Origin of the sequence: Pontibacter aydingkolensis, from assembly GCF_019443125.1 — a bacterium.
Taxonomy (GTDB): domain Bacteria; phylum Bacteroidota; class Bacteroidia; order Cytophagales; family Hymenobacteraceae; genus Pontibacter; species Pontibacter aydingkolensis.
Window position 1 is genome coordinate 1 of record NZ_JAHYXK010000018.1, and the last position, 17,741, is coordinate 17,741.

Annotated in this window: 11 protein-coding genes and 1 pseudogene; 4 read left to right on the forward strand and 8 right to left on the reverse strand. The window is 46.4% G+C overall.

Annotation, left to right across the window (positions count from 1 at the left end; genetic code table 11):
* A pseudogene (locus tag K0O23_RS20580) lies at positions 1 to 73 on the reverse strand (IS1 family transposase); the annotation flags it as partial.
* A 50-nt stretch (positions 74 to 123) separates the two neighbouring features.
* On the opposite strand from K0O23_RS20580, the gene K0O23_RS16635 reads away from it, so the two are divergent.
* Positions 124 to 1,428, forward strand: a complete 1,305-nt coding sequence (locus K0O23_RS16635; protein ID WP_219878634.1) for an MFS transporter — start codon at positions 124 to 126, stop codon at positions 1,426 to 1,428.
* A 945-nt stretch (positions 1,429 to 2,373) separates the two neighbouring features.
* Complete coding sequence (locus tag K0O23_RS16640) at positions 2,374 to 3,375, forward strand: endonuclease/exonuclease/phosphatase family protein (protein ID WP_219878581.1); 1,002 nt, start codon at positions 2,374 to 2,376, stop codon at positions 3,373 to 3,375.
* A 259-nt stretch (positions 3,376 to 3,634) separates the two neighbouring features.
* Here K0O23_RS16640 and K0O23_RS16645 read toward each other — a convergent pair whose 3' ends face one another.
* The 3 genes from K0O23_RS16645 to K0O23_RS16655 form a co-directional block, all read right to left on the reverse strand.
* The gene (locus tag K0O23_RS16645) at positions 3,635 to 3,919 is read right to left on the reverse strand and encodes a hypothetical protein (protein WP_219878582.1); all 285 of its coding nucleotides are present in this window, start codon (positions 3,917 to 3,919) and stop codon (positions 3,635 to 3,637) included.
* Between the two features lie 175 nt (positions 3,920 to 4,094).
* The gene (locus K0O23_RS16650) at positions 4,095 to 4,979 is read right to left on the reverse strand and encodes an alpha/beta fold hydrolase (protein WP_219878583.1); all 885 of its coding nucleotides are present in this window, start codon (positions 4,977 to 4,979) and stop codon (positions 4,095 to 4,097) included.
* 240 nt (positions 4,980 to 5,219) lie between these two features.
* Positions 5,220 to 6,932, reverse strand: coding sequence for a glycoside hydrolase family 15 protein (locus K0O23_RS16655; protein ID WP_219878584.1), 1,713 nt, complete (start codon positions 6,930 to 6,932; stop codon positions 5,220 to 5,222).
* 705 nt (positions 6,933 to 7,637) lie between these two features.
* On the opposite strand from K0O23_RS16655, the gene K0O23_RS16660 reads away from it, so the two are divergent.
* Positions 7,638 to 8,162 (forward strand): hypothetical protein, encoded by a 525-nt coding sequence (locus tag K0O23_RS16660; RefSeq protein ID WP_219878585.1) that lies wholly within the window; start codon positions 7,638 to 7,640, stop codon positions 8,160 to 8,162.
* Between the two features lie 35 nt (positions 8,163 to 8,197).
* Positions 8,198 to 8,950 carry a hypothetical protein gene (locus tag K0O23_RS16665; protein ID WP_219878586.1) on the forward strand — a complete coding sequence of 251 codons (753 nt, stop codon included), beginning with the start codon at positions 8,198 to 8,200 and terminating at the stop codon, positions 8,948 to 8,950.
* Positions 8,951 to 9,566: 616 nt separating this feature from the next.
* Here the strand turns inward: K0O23_RS16665 and K0O23_RS16670 are convergent.
* From K0O23_RS16670 to katG, 4 genes are all read right to left on the reverse strand, one after another.
* On the reverse strand, positions 9,567 to 10,094 hold the full coding sequence (locus K0O23_RS16670) for a hypothetical protein (protein WP_219878587.1): 528 nt from the start codon (positions 10,092 to 10,094) through the stop codon (positions 9,567 to 9,569).
* A gap of 301 nt (positions 10,095 to 10,395) precedes the next feature.
* Positions 10,396 to 11,304, reverse strand: coding sequence for a TaqI-like C-terminal specificity domain-containing protein (locus tag K0O23_RS20220; protein ID WP_246597169.1), 909 nt, complete (start codon positions 11,302 to 11,304; stop codon positions 10,396 to 10,398).
* Positions 11,305 to 11,322: 18 nt separating this feature from the next.
* Positions 11,323 to 14,388, reverse strand: coding sequence for a DUF7149 domain-containing protein (locus K0O23_RS16675; RefSeq protein ID WP_246597170.1), 3,066 nt, complete (start codon positions 14,386 to 14,388; stop codon positions 11,323 to 11,325).
* Between the two features lie 594 nt (positions 14,389 to 14,982).
* The gene (katG, locus tag K0O23_RS16680; RefSeq protein ID WP_219878588.1) at positions 14,983 to 17,241 is read right to left on the reverse strand and encodes a catalase/peroxidase HPI; all 2,259 of its coding nucleotides are present in this window, start codon (positions 17,239 to 17,241) and stop codon (positions 14,983 to 14,985) included.
* Between the last annotated feature and the right edge of the window lie 500 nt (positions 17,242 to 17,741).

Genomic DNA, 17,741 nt, shown 5'->3' on the forward strand with positions numbered 1-17,741 from the left:
ACTTTACCCCGTTTTTCACTACTTTCACACTGTGGCAGTAGGGGCAGTTTATCTGGATAGTTATCTCGCACATAACTTCCTGTAAACACCCTTGCTGTCATACTTATTCCAATATCATACATTATAGACCACAACCAAAAAACAGATACCAGTAAAGTAGGTAAATACCGCTGGATAATAGTAATACTGCTCTTTTTTGCTACTACCATAAACTACCTCGACCGCCAGGTGATCGGTTTATTAAAACCAACCCTAGAGCAAACCTTTAACTGGTCAGAAACTGATTACGGACATATAGTGATGGCCTTTTCAGCGGCTTATGCCTTAGGCCTACTGCTGTTTGGCAGGTTCATAGATAAGGCAGGCACCAAAATAGGTTATGCCGTTTCAATAGTAGTGTGGAGTGTGGCTGCTATCTTCCACGCAGCTGCAAAGAGTACCATCGGCTTTGGAGTGGCCAGGGCTGCCTTAGGACTTGGGGAAGCCGGTAATTTTCCGGCTGCCATCAAGGCTGTTGCTGAATGGTTCCCGAAGAAAGAAAGAGCGCTGGCAACAGGCATTTTCAATTCCGGGGCTAACATTGGTGCCGTAGTAGCCCCTATAATGGTGCCTGCGATACTTGCTGCCTACGGCTGGCAGGAAGCCTTTTGGATAACAGGTGCTATCGGATTTATCTGGCTGATTTTCTGGTGGATATTTTATGAGATACCAAGCCGGCAAAAAAGGGTAACTGCCTATGAACTGGAGTACATACACAGCGACAACGAACCTGTAGTAGCTGATCAGGGAAATAGCGTAAGCTGGGCTAAATTGTTCCGGCTGCGGCAAACGTGGGCTTTTATTATCGGTAAGCTGCTGACAGATCCTGTCTGGTGGTTCTTCCTTTTCTGGCTCCCATCCTATTTTGCCAGCACCTTTGCCATTGATTTAAAGAAGCCGAGCCTGCACCTTGTGATCGTTTACTCAGCAACTACAATTGGCAGCATTGGAGGAGGTTACTTGTCATCATACTTTATTAAAAGAGGCTGGCCCGTGTTCAAAGCAAGAAAAACAGCTATGTTGATCTTTGCCTTGTGCGTGGTTCCTATCATGGCGGCCAAGTATGCCACTGATGTTTGGGTAGCGGTAGGCCTGATCAGCCTGGCAGCAGCGGCTCATCAGGCTTGGAGTGCGAACATATTCACAACGGCCTCCGATATGTTCCCGAAACGTGCAGTAAGTTCTGTGGTGGGTATCGGTGGAATGGCAGGCGCAGTTGGGGGCATTTTGTTCCCGCTGTTGGTTGGATGGATACTGGAAACATATAAAAGCAGCGGCAACATAGTAGCTGGCTATAACATAATCTTCATTGTGTGTGGACTTGCCTATGTTGTTGCCTGGGTTTTAATGCACCTGCTGACTCCAAAGATGAAAGAGATCAGGTTATAGAATAAGGAGAAACTGCTGATATTTATCAGTCACTTACAGCTTGCTTAAATCAGTTCTGTTACTTTAGTAGCAAAACTGGATACTTTCCGGGTTTAATAAATTACTCTCATATAGTATTCGACAAAAAACCAGGACTAGCCAAGCTATTTTCAGGCATAGCGACCTACGATTAATTGACAAAGTATGCTATCTCGGAAGATCAAAGTAACAGCAGCTATGTTTTGGAGCTTTTAAGCAAAACCCTAAGCGCAGGATTGTAAAAGTTGGGCAGAAAGCTCTTTTGCCTGTTATTGATGAATTTGATTTAATAAAAGTTGGTACAAATAATTTATATAAACTATATCCTACTGATCAGAAGTATATAGTTGAAGTTGCTATAGATTTCATTGAGAGAGTGATTAAATGATAAGTTGCTTTTCATTAGCTATAGGGAAGCCAGACCTAATATTAACTTTCCTACTTCTCTCTTAGCACTAATATTTCTTCTACAGCAGCAAAATCTCTGTGGAAATGGTTCGATAATTCCATCCTTTGGGCTACAAAAAGGGAAAAGTGATTATTTGGATCGCCTTTCCCTTTTTCTTTTCCCTCCAAAAACTGCTCTGTCTCCTTGTAAAGGGCGAAAAGCCGTTTACCCTTGTGGTTCGATAACCCTCTATTACACGGTCATAATACACCCCGTCCAGGAAACATCATCGCCTGCAGCTGCTTTCTGCCCTGTATCTGTTTTTTACTTTAGGAAAGTATATTATCCAAACAAGTTAAGGTGACAGCATAGTCCTGGTAACATTAGACTTAACTTCTTTTGTACTTCTAATAGTAGCAGTTGAGCTGTTAGATACATATACATCGACATTATAGATTTATGTAAAAGGAGGCTTATCAGATAGATTTGATCCAGAAGTTACAACTAAATACTTCCTCATAAACGTATGAAAGCATACTATGAAGGTCGCACAAAAAATAAGCTTTTACTTTTCGTTAGTAGCAGGTACACTATTGATTATGGTCACCCTGCTATCACTGATCTATGATGTCCGGTTCTGGTATCTTAAAGCGCTGGATTTCCCCAGAGTGCAAGTGCTTATTGGCCTTTTCTTATCTCTCATTCTGTTTATCGCAATGAACAATCGGTGGAAGATTCCGGCATATTTGTTCATAACTGGTTTACTTATCAGTATCGCCCTGCAAGCGCGTTTTGTGTTTCCTTATACTAAATTTGCAGGTAAAGTAGTAGAAACCTTGCCTCCTGCTTCAACAAAAAGCAACCAAACTTTCAGCCTGCTGGTTGCCAATGTCTGGATAGAAAATGATCAGATAGATGATTTCCTAAGAATGGTGTATAGTGCAGACCCAGACATTGTGCTGGCTATGGAGACAAACAGGTGGTGGATTGAAAACCTTTCACCTCTTGAAAAAATTTATCCGCACAAGGTAGTATACCCGCTCGATAACACCTACGGTATGGCGCTATACTCCAAGATGCCATTGCTAAATCCGCAGGTAAAATTCTTAAGCCACGAGAATGTTCCTTCTATACACACAGAGGTAAGTATATATGGCAACGCTACCTTTATTTTACATGCAGTGCACCCCGTACCACCAAAGCCTAGCAAGCACCCGGATAATGTAGGAAAAGAAGAAGTTGAACTCCTCAAAGTAGGCAAAATGGTGCAGCAAAGTCAATTACCTACCGTTGTGGCTGGTGACTTTAATGATGTGGCCTGGTCTAACACGTCCCGGTTGTTTGGCACTAATAGTAAGCTTGGAGACATACGCATCGGGCGTGGGCTATACAATTCATTCGATGCCACTTCTTATATCATGAGGTGGCCACTTGATCACATCTATGTGTCCGGGGAGTTTAAGGTAGTAACCCTGCAAAAGTTACCAAAATTTGGGTCAGATCACTTCCCGATTTATGTTGAACTGGCGCTCACAAAATAGCGTGGTAGCTGACAAAGTAACTAGCTTATTATTTAGTAGCATATATCTCAGCTGTAACTGCTGCCTAACTTTCGTTTTAGCAAGCACGAAGTAGAGTGCTATCTTTGTTAATGTATCAGCTGCACCCAATAAACCAGTAAGGCTGGCTAATGCTCACCCGAGAAAGCTCTGCTGAATCAATTTGTAGATAACATCAGGGTTTTATTTATACTTTGAGCCTCTGGCATCCCAAATTTAGAAGCGGTAAAGATAAGCCAACCTAATACTCACTCCTTCTTTTTGCCCGTTCCTGTAAGGCTTTAAGCTCATGCTCGGCTGCCTTGAGCCTGTTTTTTGCAGCTTTTTCGCGTTGCAGTGCTTCTTCCGATAACCGCTTCGCCTCTTTTACTTCCCGTTCCAGTTGTTCTACTTCCCGTTGCTGCGCTGCCACTGCCGGGTCATCAGACACTCTGCCGTTTCCGGAAAATGTAGAACAACTTACGAGTAACGTGAAAAGTAGCATAGCACAAAAGTGCAAAATTGATTTATATGTAAATGTTTTCATTGTATCATCTTTTGTTACACTAGTTATCTACGGGTATAGCAACCTATATGGTTCAAATTAACCCCGTTACAAATTTCATCTAATTAGAAGATCTCTTATTATCCGGGAAAATCAGTTCAAAAAATGATAGCTAAAAGCTAGCCGCTTTATAAGCAGGAAATCCAAAATTTATAATTTATACTTTAGCGCTATCTGCCAGCTGCACCACCAACTGAGCGATCTCCTTAGGTTTTTCTTCCTGCAGGAAATGTTTGGAGTCTAACTTATGTACTGTGCTCAGATTTGCCACCCGCTTTATCTCATTGCCATAGTGCTCATAATCCAGTGCAGGGTCGTCGGCTCCCCAAATAGCCTGTACCGGATAGTTCACATGCTGCACAGCCTGATAACACAACTGCTTAAACTCCTCCGACTTCTGGAAATTCCGCATGATCTTCAGAAAAGCTTTGCCACCATCGTCGCGCTTAAGCAGATCAACATAAGCATACACTTCCTCTTTGGGCAAATCATCGGCATGGTTTACTCCCAGCTGTGAGAAAAGCAGGTACCAGGTAGGGTGCTGAACAGTCATTAGTTCCGCCTCCCCCAACAGCGGCTTTTCAAATGGTCGCATCGGAAGCGGCTTTTGAAACTTGTCCACCTCTATCCAGGTGTTCAGGATGGTGAGTGAGAGCACCTTCTCTTTGTTCTCGGCTGCCATGGCAAAACCGATCGGGCCTCCGATGTCATGTATAAGCAAGTGGTACTTTTCGATGCCCATCACTTCGGCCGCACGGGCACAAAAGTGTGCAAAGTTGTGGAAGGTGTATTCAAAATTTTCTGGTCTGTCTGATAAACCAAGGCCGGGAAGATCAATGGAAACACCGCGCATGCCTTTAGCCGCCAGTGCATGTATCACCTTGCGGTACAGGTAAGATGAGGTAGGAACCCCGTGGATACAGAACACCACCTCTCCTTCGCCTTCGTCCAGCACAAAGGTCCTGAGACCGTCTACCTGTATAAATTTCCCGGCAGCTTTGTGCTGCTCTATTACCTGCTCAACTGTTCTTTTATTACTCATAGCTTCTGATTGTATTTATAGGGTAAGTGGTCTATGGTGTTTATTTAGTGGTTAGCCTGGCGCAAGCGTCCTCGTCCCGAAGCAAGTCCGGGATCTGCGACTCGTGACCGGCTATAGTTAGAATGTAGTGACCCAACCTCTTTAAAAGTCAAGAATTCGCTTTAATTAAACAGCCCATATAGCTCTAACACATAAACAGCTATAGGGTATGTTGGTGTACGGCATACTAAAACCAAAGTGTCAAGCAAAAGCCTCTTTGTAATCGATCACGGCGCCAATCAGGGAGGCGTGAACAAAAGCCTGTGGCACATTTCCCAGCCACTCCCCTGTCTCAGGATCTCCTTCTTCCGGCATAGTACCTGCATCGTTCATAAACTGCAGGGCTGCATCCAGGGTTTGTTCCACTTTCTCACGGTTCTTCCGCATTACCCAATACTGGGCTACCCAGAACGTGCCCGCCAGAAAAGCCCCCTCCTGCTGCGAGTCATATTCTACCAGGTGGCGGCGGTACAGGTTATGCTGGCAATAGCCCTGCTCCAGCCTTTCAATAGTCCTTAGCATATGTGGAGTATCTGCTTCGGTATAGCCCCAAATCGGAAACAGCGCCGCACTCACGTCCACCGCATTACTTCCGGCATAAACGGCATAGGCGCCATCCGAAGTATAACAGTTCTCCTCCACATACTGCCGTATCTGCTCAGATGCTTTTAGCCACCGCTGCTTCTGTTTCTTGTCTTGTGAGTGCTCAGCGATATACTTCAGGCTGATAGAGGCTATTACTTTGCTGGAAGTATAGTGGTGGATTTCTGTTTCTTCCCAGATACCATGATCCCGCTCGTCCCAATGCGCTACCAGAAAGTCAGCCATTTGCTCCACGGTTTCCCAGTGCTCCCTGGTGTTGTAGCGGTTATAGATTACCTTTGCGGCGATGATCACATTGCTGTTGGCATCGAGTTGCAGCTGATTGTTGGCGCCGTTACCGTAGCGTACTGGTTTGCTCCCTCTGTATCCAGCAAAATCAAGCTCCTGTTCTGTACCGGCGGGCTGCTCATCCAGCGTTAGCATGGGCACTACAGGCTTTCGAATCCGGTGCATGGCCGAGCACATAAAGCTGAGAAACATCCGCTCCTCTTCTCCGTCGCTACCAGCTCTGGCCAGGGCACTTACAATCATAGCCGCATCCCGCAGCCATACATACCGGTAGTCATAGTTTCTGGGGCCGCCTAAAACCTCCGGAAGTGAAGTGGTGGCAGCAGCAATGATACCTCCATTCTGAGCATAGGTAAGCAGGCGAAGCAGGCGTAGCGACTTGCGAACTTCCTCCTGATAAGGACCTTTGTAAGTGATGTGGTCTGCAATCTCTTTCCAGTTCTTAAGTGTTAAAACCCTTGACTCCTCTATGTCCTTTTCCGGCTTGTCAAGCGTTTTCTCCGCCAGCACGAACCAGGCCTCTTCACCAGCGGGCACGTGGCAAAAGATTGTGTCCTGCCGTACCCTCATCGGATGAGAGGCATAGATGTGGAAATCATATTCAAGGATAACGTGCTTCTCCCCGCTCTGCTCCAGTACCGGTGCCTGCCGTGCATAGTTCGGACGATAAGCCAAATGCATTGTATAGTCCAGCGGTGCAGCAGAGAGTTTTCGGCAAATACCGTAGAAGCTGTTGTCCAACGGCATCCAGTCTTCGAGCACCAGCTTGCCGCCACCGCCAACAAAGTGGGTTTGCAACAGGGCACTGTCTTCCAGGTATTTTCGCTTTTCGAACTCCATCCCCTCCAGCTCCATTCGCCACATACCGCCCTTTTCAGTATCCAGCAGGCAGGCAAAAAATGAAGGGTTGTCGAAGCGTTTCGGGCAATACCAGACTATACTTCCCTGCCTGTCCAGTAAGGCGCAGGTACGGCGGTCGCCTATCATGGCAAGGTCCTTTATGTTTATGTCTGTTTTCTCCATAGATAATTGGTGCTTTGATAAAACAGGCTATCTAACTGCTTCCTCATTTAAGGTACGATGCTTTTGTATTTCCAACTGTTAGTGTGAATCCAACCCTGGCCCCTCCGAGAAGTAAGGCAGTTTTATTTCATTGCCGTTATCTTAAGAAAAATAATAGCGATCCTGTCATTTCGAACGAGTGAGAAATCTGGAGTATTTCACAGTCCCAGAATATTTCAGATTACTTGCTTTTCTGGATTTGCAATCAGGAAGTATAGTATTATCAGGATCTGTGATCCGATTTTATACTTTGCCAATTGCTGCACTGCGGCTATACTTTAAAAGCCGGATTACATATCCGCAAAGCAGGTGCTTCTGTTAAAAGCCGGATTGCAAAACTTAATAGCAGGTGCTTCGGGATTGCAAATCCCGAAAAGCAAAGTATAGAGATCATCAGCAGAAAAAAGATTTCGCAACGTAAATCAACCAGAGTAAAAACATTTAAAACGACATTGGGTTTGTGAGCCAATAAAGTTTACTTATTTAACAGCCTCTTTACGTACTAAGACAGTTGCCCAAATCGAACTTTAAGCAGAAGGATGCACGTAAACATATTTTAAGCGTATCAGCAACGAAAGTAGTGACAGCTGCCGGTGTTGCTTTTGCCTTAAGAGCATCGCCTAATGGCTGCTATCAAAAATAAATACGACAAAGAATGATTTTACTATGAAAACCAGGAAGCAACAGACAAACCACCACCAGGATAGCGCAACAACTGATATTGCCCGCGTGGCAGCAGGTATAGGCATTGGTGTAGTGGCAGGATTGGTGGGTACTGCCGTGATGACGGCAGCCCAGATGATAGAGATGCAATACAGTGGCCGGGAGTCCAGCGATACGCCTTACAAAGCCGTGAAGAAGACATTTGGCATAGAAGCGCAGTCTGATGAAGACAAGGAACTGATAACAAACGTAAGCCACTTTGGTTATGGTACTACATGGGGGATACCACGGGGCATAATGGCCGTTTTAGGAGCTGACGGTGTGACTGGCACAACAGCACATTTCGGAGCTGTTTGGGGCACTGAACTGAGCTTGTTGCCAGCCATGGATGTGATGGAGCCTGTGACCACCTGGAAGCCTAAAGCCATTGCTGAGGATGCCATGTTTCATGCTGTATATGCCATTGCAACGGGTATAACGGCTGACATTTTAGCTAAATGGCTGCGCGGGAAAGACGGTAACAACTGATAAGTATATTATTGCTGACCAAAATACTTTAAACTATGAAAAACAGGTTTATACTTTATACGCTGCTATACTTTGCCATTATTCTGCTTCCCCAACAACTGCTGGCGCAGGGGCAGGTAGCCAGCAGACTCATCAGGGGAGACGATTTTCAGATTGCAGTTGGTTACGATTTCCATCGCGTTGATTTTAAAGACCTGAACCGCTCTATTCGTGCTGCCGGCTTTCCGGAGCTATCAGAAGACATACACTCGGTAAGCTTTATGGCGCAGAACATTTCGGATAAATGGATGCTGACACTTAAAACGTCTTACGCCTTTAAAAATAAAGCCAGCTTAGCCAGTAAAGAAATTGACTACAGCAACCAGCAGTTTTCACTGGGCCTTGGTTACAATGTGCTGACCTCTGACAAAGCCCGCTTACTGCCCAGCCTAATGGCTACTCTTGGCAGAAACATGTTGCTTATACAGGACAAAACAAGTACACCGGCTAACTTCCAGAGCCTGTTGCAAAACCCGGCGCAGGAGGCAGACCTCCGTAATTTCACTTACCTGGCTGATGCGGGCCTGGCTTATCATTATCAGTTTTACAGAAGGGAGCGCGACAGGGAAACCGGCAAAAGATCTACCTGGGTTCCTTTAATTATTAAAGCCGGATACAGGTTTCAGCTTGGCGAGAGCGATTTTAAGTTTGACGGGGACAAAGTAGCCGGCGTACCGGATATTTCTATGGAAGGTTTTTACGCATCTGTACATATTGGCCTTGGCACTAAACTCCTTCCGGCGAATTAAAACCAAGTGTGCTGTGCGCAAGGGCAAGTAGCATTACGTTTTGTGGGGCAGAATGCAGGAGAATATACTTTGATAACTGTTTTGATGAGGGCTTTAGATTAATCCCTTTTAGTTTTTTTTAAAGTATAAACCTGAGATGCGATTAACCTAACCCTACCCCTCCCAAGAGGGGAATTTTTACTTGTGCATGTAATTCCCCTCCTCGGAGCAGGGCCGTTTCATTCTCTCTTTTCCCTTTCGCTGGCGCGGGTTTGCAACCCGTGTCTTATAATGGTGTTGAGTTTGCAACTCAACTGGGCCAGAGGCCCAACTATAGCCGGTCACGAGTCGCAGATCCCGGACTAGCTTCGGGACGAGGACGCTCGCGCCAGCAAATTATTAGAATGAAATAACCCTATTCTTGGGAGGATTTAAGCACAATGCCTTCAACTTAAGCTTTTCTGTCATCTCGACGTTAGGAGAGATCTTTACAGAATTCCTTCTGTACTAATTCTAGATAGATTTCTCACTGCGTTCGAAATGACAGCTTTTTTCTTACGTTGACGGCACTGGGATTAGGGATGTGTTTACACCAGCCACAGAATTAATAAATTGCAACCTGGCTTATAAGCTATACTTACAACCTGCCATTTTCACTGGCCTTCTCATAATCCGACTTCTCGAAAATCTTAATACCGTTGTAGCCAGGCTGTTTATACTTCATCAAACGGAACACATACTTTGGGTCGGGAAGGTCGGTGTAGTGCTCCAGGTGCTCTACTCCGTTCAAGGTGCTGCCCTCTGAGACAGGTGACATTTTGCGGCGTCGAAAATTCTTCTGGATCTTCGGGATAGCGTTGCCTACGTAAACATTGTATAAAATGCGCGAAGGGCTGGTATCGTTATAGTATAACACGCACCAGGCGGTGGCTCCCTCTCCTGCCGTGGTCAAATTGTAGGCCCAAACCGCTTGCCCCATTAACTCGCCGGTTGGCTTGTTGTCTGACACAAATTGCCAGCCTTTGTTGGTTAGCTTCTGGTTTAGTTCAGCTACCTCCATTTCGCGGTACTTGAGCAGGTGGCGCAGCGATAGGTTCTGGGCCAGTGCCGGAACAGAAAGTATAAATACGATCAGGCAAAGGAGAAGCGGCTTCTTAAGAATCATGTTTAGTACTTTCTGTTAGTTGTTGGTAAAGGTCGCGACACAATGCCGTCAATTTAGGAAAATGCTCTTCCGGACATCCTTGTCCGGAAGCAGTCTGCCGGGGATTTCCTAATCCCCGTGTTGCTGAAGAACGCGGACCAGGAAGTCCGCAGCAGACGGGGGCAGGGGCACTTTTAAAAGATTCGAACAAGGATGTCCGAATCAGCTTTGTACAAGTGTTTGCCTGATTTGCCTGTATCAGAATTGCTTCGTCGTACTGTCTATCGCGCGGACAGGTCGCGACCTGTCCTTACAAAGGGTGCTATACTTTTGCTGCTTCGTGCATTTCATACTTCTCCCTACTCAACGCAAAGCCCGGCTCTACCAGCAGCACTTCGTCATAAGTCAGGTTGTAGAGGCGGTATACTTGCAGGTCTATCTCGGCTTCCAGCGCCGACGTATCCGCAGCGGCATCGGCTTGTTTCAAATAAAGTATATGCTCTACATGTGAAATAATACTTAATCTTGTCTCTTCATCTCCGCCTATTACAGGAATTTGAAAAGTATAAGGCGTCTGCATAGCCAATGCGCCACCTTGTAGTTTTGATGCAATCTGATTTATGAAGTACCAGATAATTTTTGAATTTAGAAGACCTAATAAGTATAAGTTTCCATTAGGAATTATAAAGGTTTTGTTATTCGAATACATCCCTAAATCATCCCAAGTGAAGGCTTGATAAGTAGCAATTTCTTGAAACAGGATTTTTGGTCTTTCAAATTTTTCGTAGTATGCACAGGCCCTTAATTCCCACCAAAAATTCCCTTTATCTGTTCTCTTGATTGCTTTATTTGCATGAGGAGCCAAAAATGCCGCTATGGAAGAATAGTTCTCTTGTAACCACTCCCATTGCTCCTGTACCGAATCTTGCATTTTTTCATACGTAAAACCAGCAGGAAAAAGTATAAGATACTTATCAGACTTAGGTGGCATATACCGCTTCACATCACGACCAGCTAAAAACGGTTTAATCACCTCAGCACTTCTTTGGTCTTCAGCGATCAATCTGTCTTTTGTTGCTTCATCAATCACAAAGGCTTCGTTATATCCTGTTTTAATGCCATAGTAGATTTTACCCTCCACATACTCACCCAAAGGCATACCTGCGTTCTTCAATTTCTCAAGCAGCTGCTGCGAAGTGCTATCAGATAAATTCCAACCTGAGTCCGGCAAAAGATTGGCCTGTACAGTTTAGCCCTGATCCTGCACATAATGCGTCAGCCCTTGTTCAAAATCCAGCGTATTTATACTTGCAGCTACAAAAGTATAGCCCTCAGCAGGTACGGCTTTCTTTACCGAAATGATGAGCGGATACGTGGTTGCTTCTTCAAAAACAGGTAAGTCGCCGAAGTCCAGCAGCTGCTCCAACGTATAACTTTTAAGCCATGCCCGCAACGATTGACCATACCCGGCACGCATCCATTTGTTTGGTATAATGTAACTGAACTGCCCGCCGTTTTTAAGTAGGTTTATACCTTGCTCCACAAAGTATACATACAGGTCTGCGGTTCCGGCAAAGGTGGCAAAAGCCTTTTTCAAGTATAACTTAAAGTCTCCGAGTTCTTCCTGCCGGATATACGGCGGGTTCCCGATCACCACATCAAAGCCGCTATACTTTCCTTCTTCGTCCAGCACTTCCGGGAACTCGAAACGCCACTCAAAAGCGCCTTCGTATACTTTGTTTGTTTCTATCTGCTCACGTTCTGCTTCCAGTTTCTGCAGCTCCTTTTTCATTTTGGCGAGCTTGGCCTTGTCTACCTTCACGGCTCCGAAAAGGTCGGGGTCTTGTATGGCGGCAATGGTACCGCGCAGTTTGGCCATGCGCTGGCGCAGCGGGTCGTTGTTGGCCAGCGTAGTCCGGAACCCCTGCTTTATCTCGTCCAGGAACGCAACCAGCTGTTTTTTGTCGTCTTTGGAGTTGGTGTGTTTATACTTTAGCACTGCCTCGCGGTACGCCTGCAAACTATGGCCTTTTTTGCCGAAGGCCTCGTGCAGGTCGGCGGTGAGCGGGTAGCGGCTTAGCAGCGAGTTGCCCTGCTTTATGTTAATGTCGATGTTGGGCAGCGTTTGCAGCTCGGTAAATTTGTCTGAATCAGGATTTACATAATGATGTAAGGATTTTGAGGATTCAATATCAGCATTATTATCACCTGTAGAATTAAAGGAATTTGGAAAATCGCTCTGCGAAGCAATCCTGTTATTCCTTTTATTATCCTGAAAATCCTGATCCAGATAATACGCATTTTTGAGCAGCTCTATCCAGAGGCGCAGGCGGCAAATCTTTACCGAGTTCGGGTTAATGTCTACGCCAAACAAACAGTTCTCGATAATGGTCTGCTTTTCGTGGAAGAGCGTTTCCTGCAGCTCCTGCACCTGCGGGTTTATACTTCGGTGGCCGTCGGGGTGCTCGTGCACAGTATAGCTGAACAGTTCGCCATAAAAGTCCGTCACGATCAGCTCGTCGTTCTGCACCTCTATATTGCCGTACTGCAGCGGCCTGCCCTGCCGGTTAAGCAACACACGCAGCTCCGCCTTTATCACGATCAGCTCGTTCAGCGCACTTACAAGGTAGTGTCCCGAGCCCACTGCCGGGTCGCAGATGCGCAGGTTGTTAATGATCTGGTTTGCCTCCACCGCCGACTGCTGCGTAAAATTAGCCATCAGCCGGAAACGCAGCGCGTCGAAATCAGCCAGCTCCCAGTTATAGAATTCGTTAAAGCGCTGCACCACCGCACGGCGAATTGCTTCGCGGCTCATGTACATGGTAATAAAGCCGGGCGTGTAAAAAGAGCCGTCGCGGTAGCCGTTTATTTTCTCGAATATCAGGCCCAGCACCGATGCCGTTATCAGCGTTTTGTTTTCTTCCTGTATCGCCTCTTTGCCCTCTGCCCCGAAATCGTAACTGCCTAAAAAGCGCAGCAAATACGCTATCGTGCGCATATCGGCCTGCGACTTGTGCAGCGGCTTTCCGGCCTCGTCGCGCAGCACCGTTTTAGGGTAAAGCGCCAGGCGGCTGTTGTCTTTCAGGTTAGAGATGCGCAAGGTATGTTTCTCCAGCGCCGTGGTCTCGAAAAGCGAGGAGTTCAGGTACGGGATATGCCTGAATTTATCCTTCACGTTGGCGCTGCGGTTTTCCGGCCGCTCTGCCAGCACGTCAAAAAAGAGCTCGTTCAGGTCGTCGAACTCGCGCAGGTGCTCGTGGTTCATAAACACGTAGGCCTTGTCGCCGTGGTGGTAGCTGGCCAGCTGGGCCTCCAGCAGCTTCAGGAACAGGATGCGGTTCATCCAGGTAATGCACAGCTCCAGCGCCACGTTAAACAGCTGCTCTTCGCGTGTGTTGCCGTAGCTGTAGGGGTTGTCGAGCCCCGAGATCAAATCTTCGGATTTCAGTTTCTGGTAAGCCGCCTCCAGCAAAGAGCCGGCATCGGGTTTGGCTTTGCGCCGGATCAGTTTGCGGCCTCCCTCCTTCACTTCCTCCAGCCCGATCAGGTGCAGCAGCTCCAGGTAAAAACCGGGGTCAAGGGAGTTGGCATCGTTGGCGAAGGGCTCTTTAAGCAAATGCGCCGGCGATAGCAGTTTATACAGTGCCACCAGCTTCACATCGTCTTTCAGGTCTTTGTTCTTCAGCGGCTTTTCGTAGTCCTTCAGGTTAAAGTAAGTATAAGTTATACTTTCGGTTAGCCCCGCGATAAAAGGAGCGGATATCTCTTTGTAGAAAAAGTCGGTGCTGTTGCCGGATTTCTTGCCCAGGCTCCACTCGGTAAAGTCTTTTTTAAGCTGCCCGTTGCGGTAAAACAACCTGTCAAACTCCAGCGCATCAAACACAAACCACTCGTGCACGTTGGTAATGATCAGCTGCTTCAGGTCGTTGTTCTTGTGCTCTACCCGTTCGCGCAGGTAATACAGCACCAGCTCGTGCATGGCCTTGTAGTTCAGGTTTTCGCCGGTAGGCATATCGGCTTTGTTCGTTGGCCGCTTTACCTCCAGCAACACCCCCGCCTGACTTTTGGTATCCGGCCCCACGTGTATCACCAGGTCGGTTTTGCCTTTGGTGTTCACGCCATACTTATCATAAAAAGTACACTTCAGGAAATCGCGCAGGTGATTCTTCACATGCTCCTCACTCTCGTTCAGGTTTATACTTTGCAGCAGCGTACGAAGCGCCGCTTTAAAGGCCTCCATATCGGAGCGTGATGTTTTTAACCGTAAGTATGCTTTGTTAAGGGCCTGCCTCGGGCGAAGTATGGTGTGCTGCATGAGTCGTGCTTGTTTTCTACAGCAAGATACACATCAATTAGGAATTATGTATTAAGAATTATGGATGTTTGGGTATGGCAAGTTTATACTTTGGAAGTGGTGGAGTTCTGGAGTGATCTGTAAGTATAAGTTGCGGCTTGCCGGTTTGTAGTATGCTGCTCTGAAACAGTGAACTTAGTTACCTGTGAAGTATGCGTATCTGTGCAATTGGTACTGATTTTCCGGTGTAAAGATTATGCTTTGAGGGCAGGGTTGTTTCATACTTTGCTCTTCGGGTTTTGTAATCCCGGAGCACCTGCTATGAGGATTTGCAATCCGGCTTTCAGCTATTAGCCAAAACGCAGCTCCTGGCAAAGTATAGAAATCGGATCTCAGATCCTGATCGTAACATAATCTCGGATTTGCAAATCGAAAGAACGGTGATAGGCTTATACTATAACAAGTCACGAGTCGCAGATCCCAGACTTGCTTCGGGACGAGGACGCTCGCGCCAGCAAATGAATAGGATGAAAAAAAGGCCCCTTATACCAGGGGCCTTTTTCATCTAATTTAACAGCACTTGCCGGGCTTTTAAACCCCGGCCTTAAGCAGCTGCTAGTGCTTTAAATCGAAGCGATCAAGGTTCATTACTTTATCCCAGGCTTTGATGAAGTCTTTCACGAATCGCTCTTTAGAATCGGAGCAGGCGTATACTTCCGCAACAGCCCTAAGTTCTGAGTTTGATCCGATGATCAGATCGACACGACTCCCTGTCCACTTCACTTCTCCAGTCTTACGATCACGACCTTCAAACTCATTATCAGCTTCAGAAGTTGCTTTCCAGGTGGTGCCCATATCAAGCAGGTTTACAAAAAAGTCGTTTGTAAGCGTTCCCGGCTTATCTGTAAACACACCACGCTCAGACTGATCGTAATTGGTGTTGAGTACGCGCATACCACCTAAAAGAACAGTCATTTCCGGCACAGTAAGGCTCATCAGCTGTGCACGGTCAATAAGCATTTCCTCCGCTGAGGCAGAGATATTGTCACGGTTCCTGAAGTAGTTCCGGAAACCGTCTGCGTTAGGTTCAAGTACAGCAAAAGCGTCCCAGTCTGTTTGCTCCTGAGATGCATCCGTTCGTCCGGGCATAAACGGTACTTTTACTTCCTGCCCAGCATCACGGGCTGCCTTTTCTATACCTGCACAACCTCCAAGTATAATCAGATCAGCCATCGAAACCCGTTTGCCATTGCTTTGTGCCTTGTTAAACTCCTGCTGTATACTTTCATATACATCAAGCACCTTTCCCAGCACAGTTGGGTTATTTACCTCCCAATACTTCTGCGGTTCCAGACGAATTCGTCCGCCATTCGCGCCTCCCCTTTTGTCAGAGTTACGGTAAGTAGAGGCTGATGCCCATGCAGCAGAAACCAACTGAGAAACTGAAAGTCCTGAATCCAGTATCTTGTTTTTCAAATCGCTGATGTCCTGTTCATTGATCAGCTCATGATCAACTGCCGGCACAGGGTCTTGCCAGATCAGTTCTTCCTCGGGCACTTCAGGGCCCAGGTAACGTGAAATCGGGCCCATGTCGCGGTGCGTCAGTTTATACCAGGCTAAGGAAAAAGCCTCTGCAAACTCATCCGGGTTATCCAGAAAGCGTCGGGAAATCTCTCCGTAAGAAGGGTCCTCACGCAAGGCGATGTCCGTTGTCAGCATAAAAGGTGCATGTTTTTTGGCAGGGTCGTGTGCGTCTGGCACGGTACCTTCACCGGCTCCACCTTTTGGTTTCCATTGGTGAGCACCTGCCGGGCTCTTGGTCAGTTCCCACTCAAACCCGAAAAGGTTCTCAAAAAAGTTGTTGCTCCATTTTGTAGGAGTTGTAGTCCAGGCACCTTCCAGGCCGCTGGTTATTGTGTGCTCAGAATGTCCCTTGCCCATGGTATTTCTCCAGCCAAGGCCCATATCTGCAATGTCAGCACCTGCAGGTTCAACGCCTACATATTCGCGCGGGTCGCCGGCGCCGTGTGTTTTACCAAAAGTATGGCCACCGGCAATCAGCGCAACAGTTTCATAATCGTTCATGGCCATACGGCCAAAGGTCTCCCTGATATCCTGTGCTGCGGCAATCGGATCCGGGTTACCATTAGGCCCTTCCGGGTTCACATAGATAAGGCCCATGTGCGAAGCCGCCAGCGGGTTCTCCAACACTCCACCTGCATGGCGTTCTTTATTGCCAAGCCACTCTCCTTCAGATCCCCAGTAGATATCCTCCTCCGGTTCCCAGACATCTTTTCTTCCGCCGCCAAAGCCAAACGTTTTAAATCCCATCGACTCAAGGGCACAGTTACCCGCTAATATCATCAGGTCAGCCCATGATATCTTTTTGCCATACTTCTGTTTTATAGGCCAAAGCAGCAACCGGGCTTTATCTAAGTTTGCATTATCAGGCCAGCTGTTGAGTGGTGCAAAGCGCTGCGAGCCAGAACTTGCTCCCCCGCGTCCGTCTGCAATACGGTACGTACCGGCGCTATGCCAGGCCATACGGATAAAAAGCGGACCATAGTGCCCGTAGTCTGCAGGCCACCAATCCTGCGAATCTGTCATCAGGTCATAGAGATCCTGCTTTACAGCTTTAAGATCTAATTTCTTAAACTCCTCTGCATAGTTAAAGTCCTCTCCCATCGGGTCTGACTTGGAAGAATGCTGGTGTAATATCCTGAGGTTGAGCATATCTGGCCACCAGTCGCGGTTCGACCTGCCGCTACCAGCCGTAAAGTTAACAGCGCCACCCATAAACGGGCACCTCCTGGACTCGTTGGTATCCCATACAGGCGTGTTAGGGGCTACATGTCTGTCTTTTTTGTGTTCCATAGTATAGCTTATAAAGTTTTTAAATGAATATGATATGGATATATTTCCTTTAATTTTTATAAAGATACTTGCCCGGAAATGGTTTAGCTAATTTTGTCAATTCGAATAATCTATAGGATTATAGTCTATATCTATAATGCTTAATTTTTTATAGATAATCAGCGTTTTATAGTAATTATAAAAATCTTACCAAATTATTGCAGATAAGGTTCGGGAATTAAGAAGTTGGCCGGCAAGGCTTCTATATCCACAGCCTCTGCCCTGCACCTTATACTTTATGCCTGCTCAACCGGATAATTGCCTTTATTTAAAGGTCTAAAGTTTGCTTTATGATAAATGGTACTATAAAATAAATAGTAAACGGAATTCAGTCTGATAAGAACACACCTGAGAATCTATGGTTTACTTAGATAAAGTAGAATGCATACTAGTATAAGTATGAATTTTGTTAAACCTGGAGCACACATTGGCAATGTTTTAAATTTAAACGGTAACTTTGT

Bases quoted from the DNA above. Each gene is read 5' to 3' on its own strand.
- K0O23_RS16640 (WP_219878581.1), top strand. From the start codon at position 2,374: ATGAAGGTCGCACAAAAAATAAGCTTTTACTTTTCGTTAGTAGCAGGT.
- K0O23_RS16645 (WP_219878582.1), bottom strand. From the start codon at position 3,919: ATGAAAACATTTACATATAAATCAATTTTGCACTTTTGTGCTATGCTA.
- K0O23_RS16650 (WP_219878583.1), bottom strand. From the start codon at position 4,979: ATGAGTAATAAAAGAACAGTTGAGCAGGTAATAGAGCAGCACAAAGCT.
- K0O23_RS16655 (WP_219878584.1), bottom strand. From the start codon at position 6,932: ATGGAGAAAACAGACATAAACATAAAGGACCTTGCCATGATAGGCGAC.
- K0O23_RS16660 (WP_219878585.1), top strand. From the start codon at position 7,638: ATGAAAACCAGGAAGCAACAGACAAACCACCACCAGGATAGCGCAACA.
- K0O23_RS16665 (WP_219878586.1), top strand. From the start codon at position 8,198: ATGAAAAACAGGTTTATACTTTATACGCTGCTATACTTTGCCATTATT.
- K0O23_RS16670 (WP_219878587.1), bottom strand. From the start codon at position 10,094: ATGATTCTTAAGAAGCCGCTTCTCCTTTGCCTGATCGTATTTATACTT.
- K0O23_RS16675 (WP_246597170.1), bottom strand. From the start codon at position 14,388: ATGCAGCACACCATACTTCGCCCGAGGCAGGCCCTTAACAAAGCATAC.
- katG (WP_219878588.1), bottom strand. From the start codon at position 17,241: ATGGAACACAAAAAAGACAGACATGTAGCCCCTAACACGCCTGTATGG.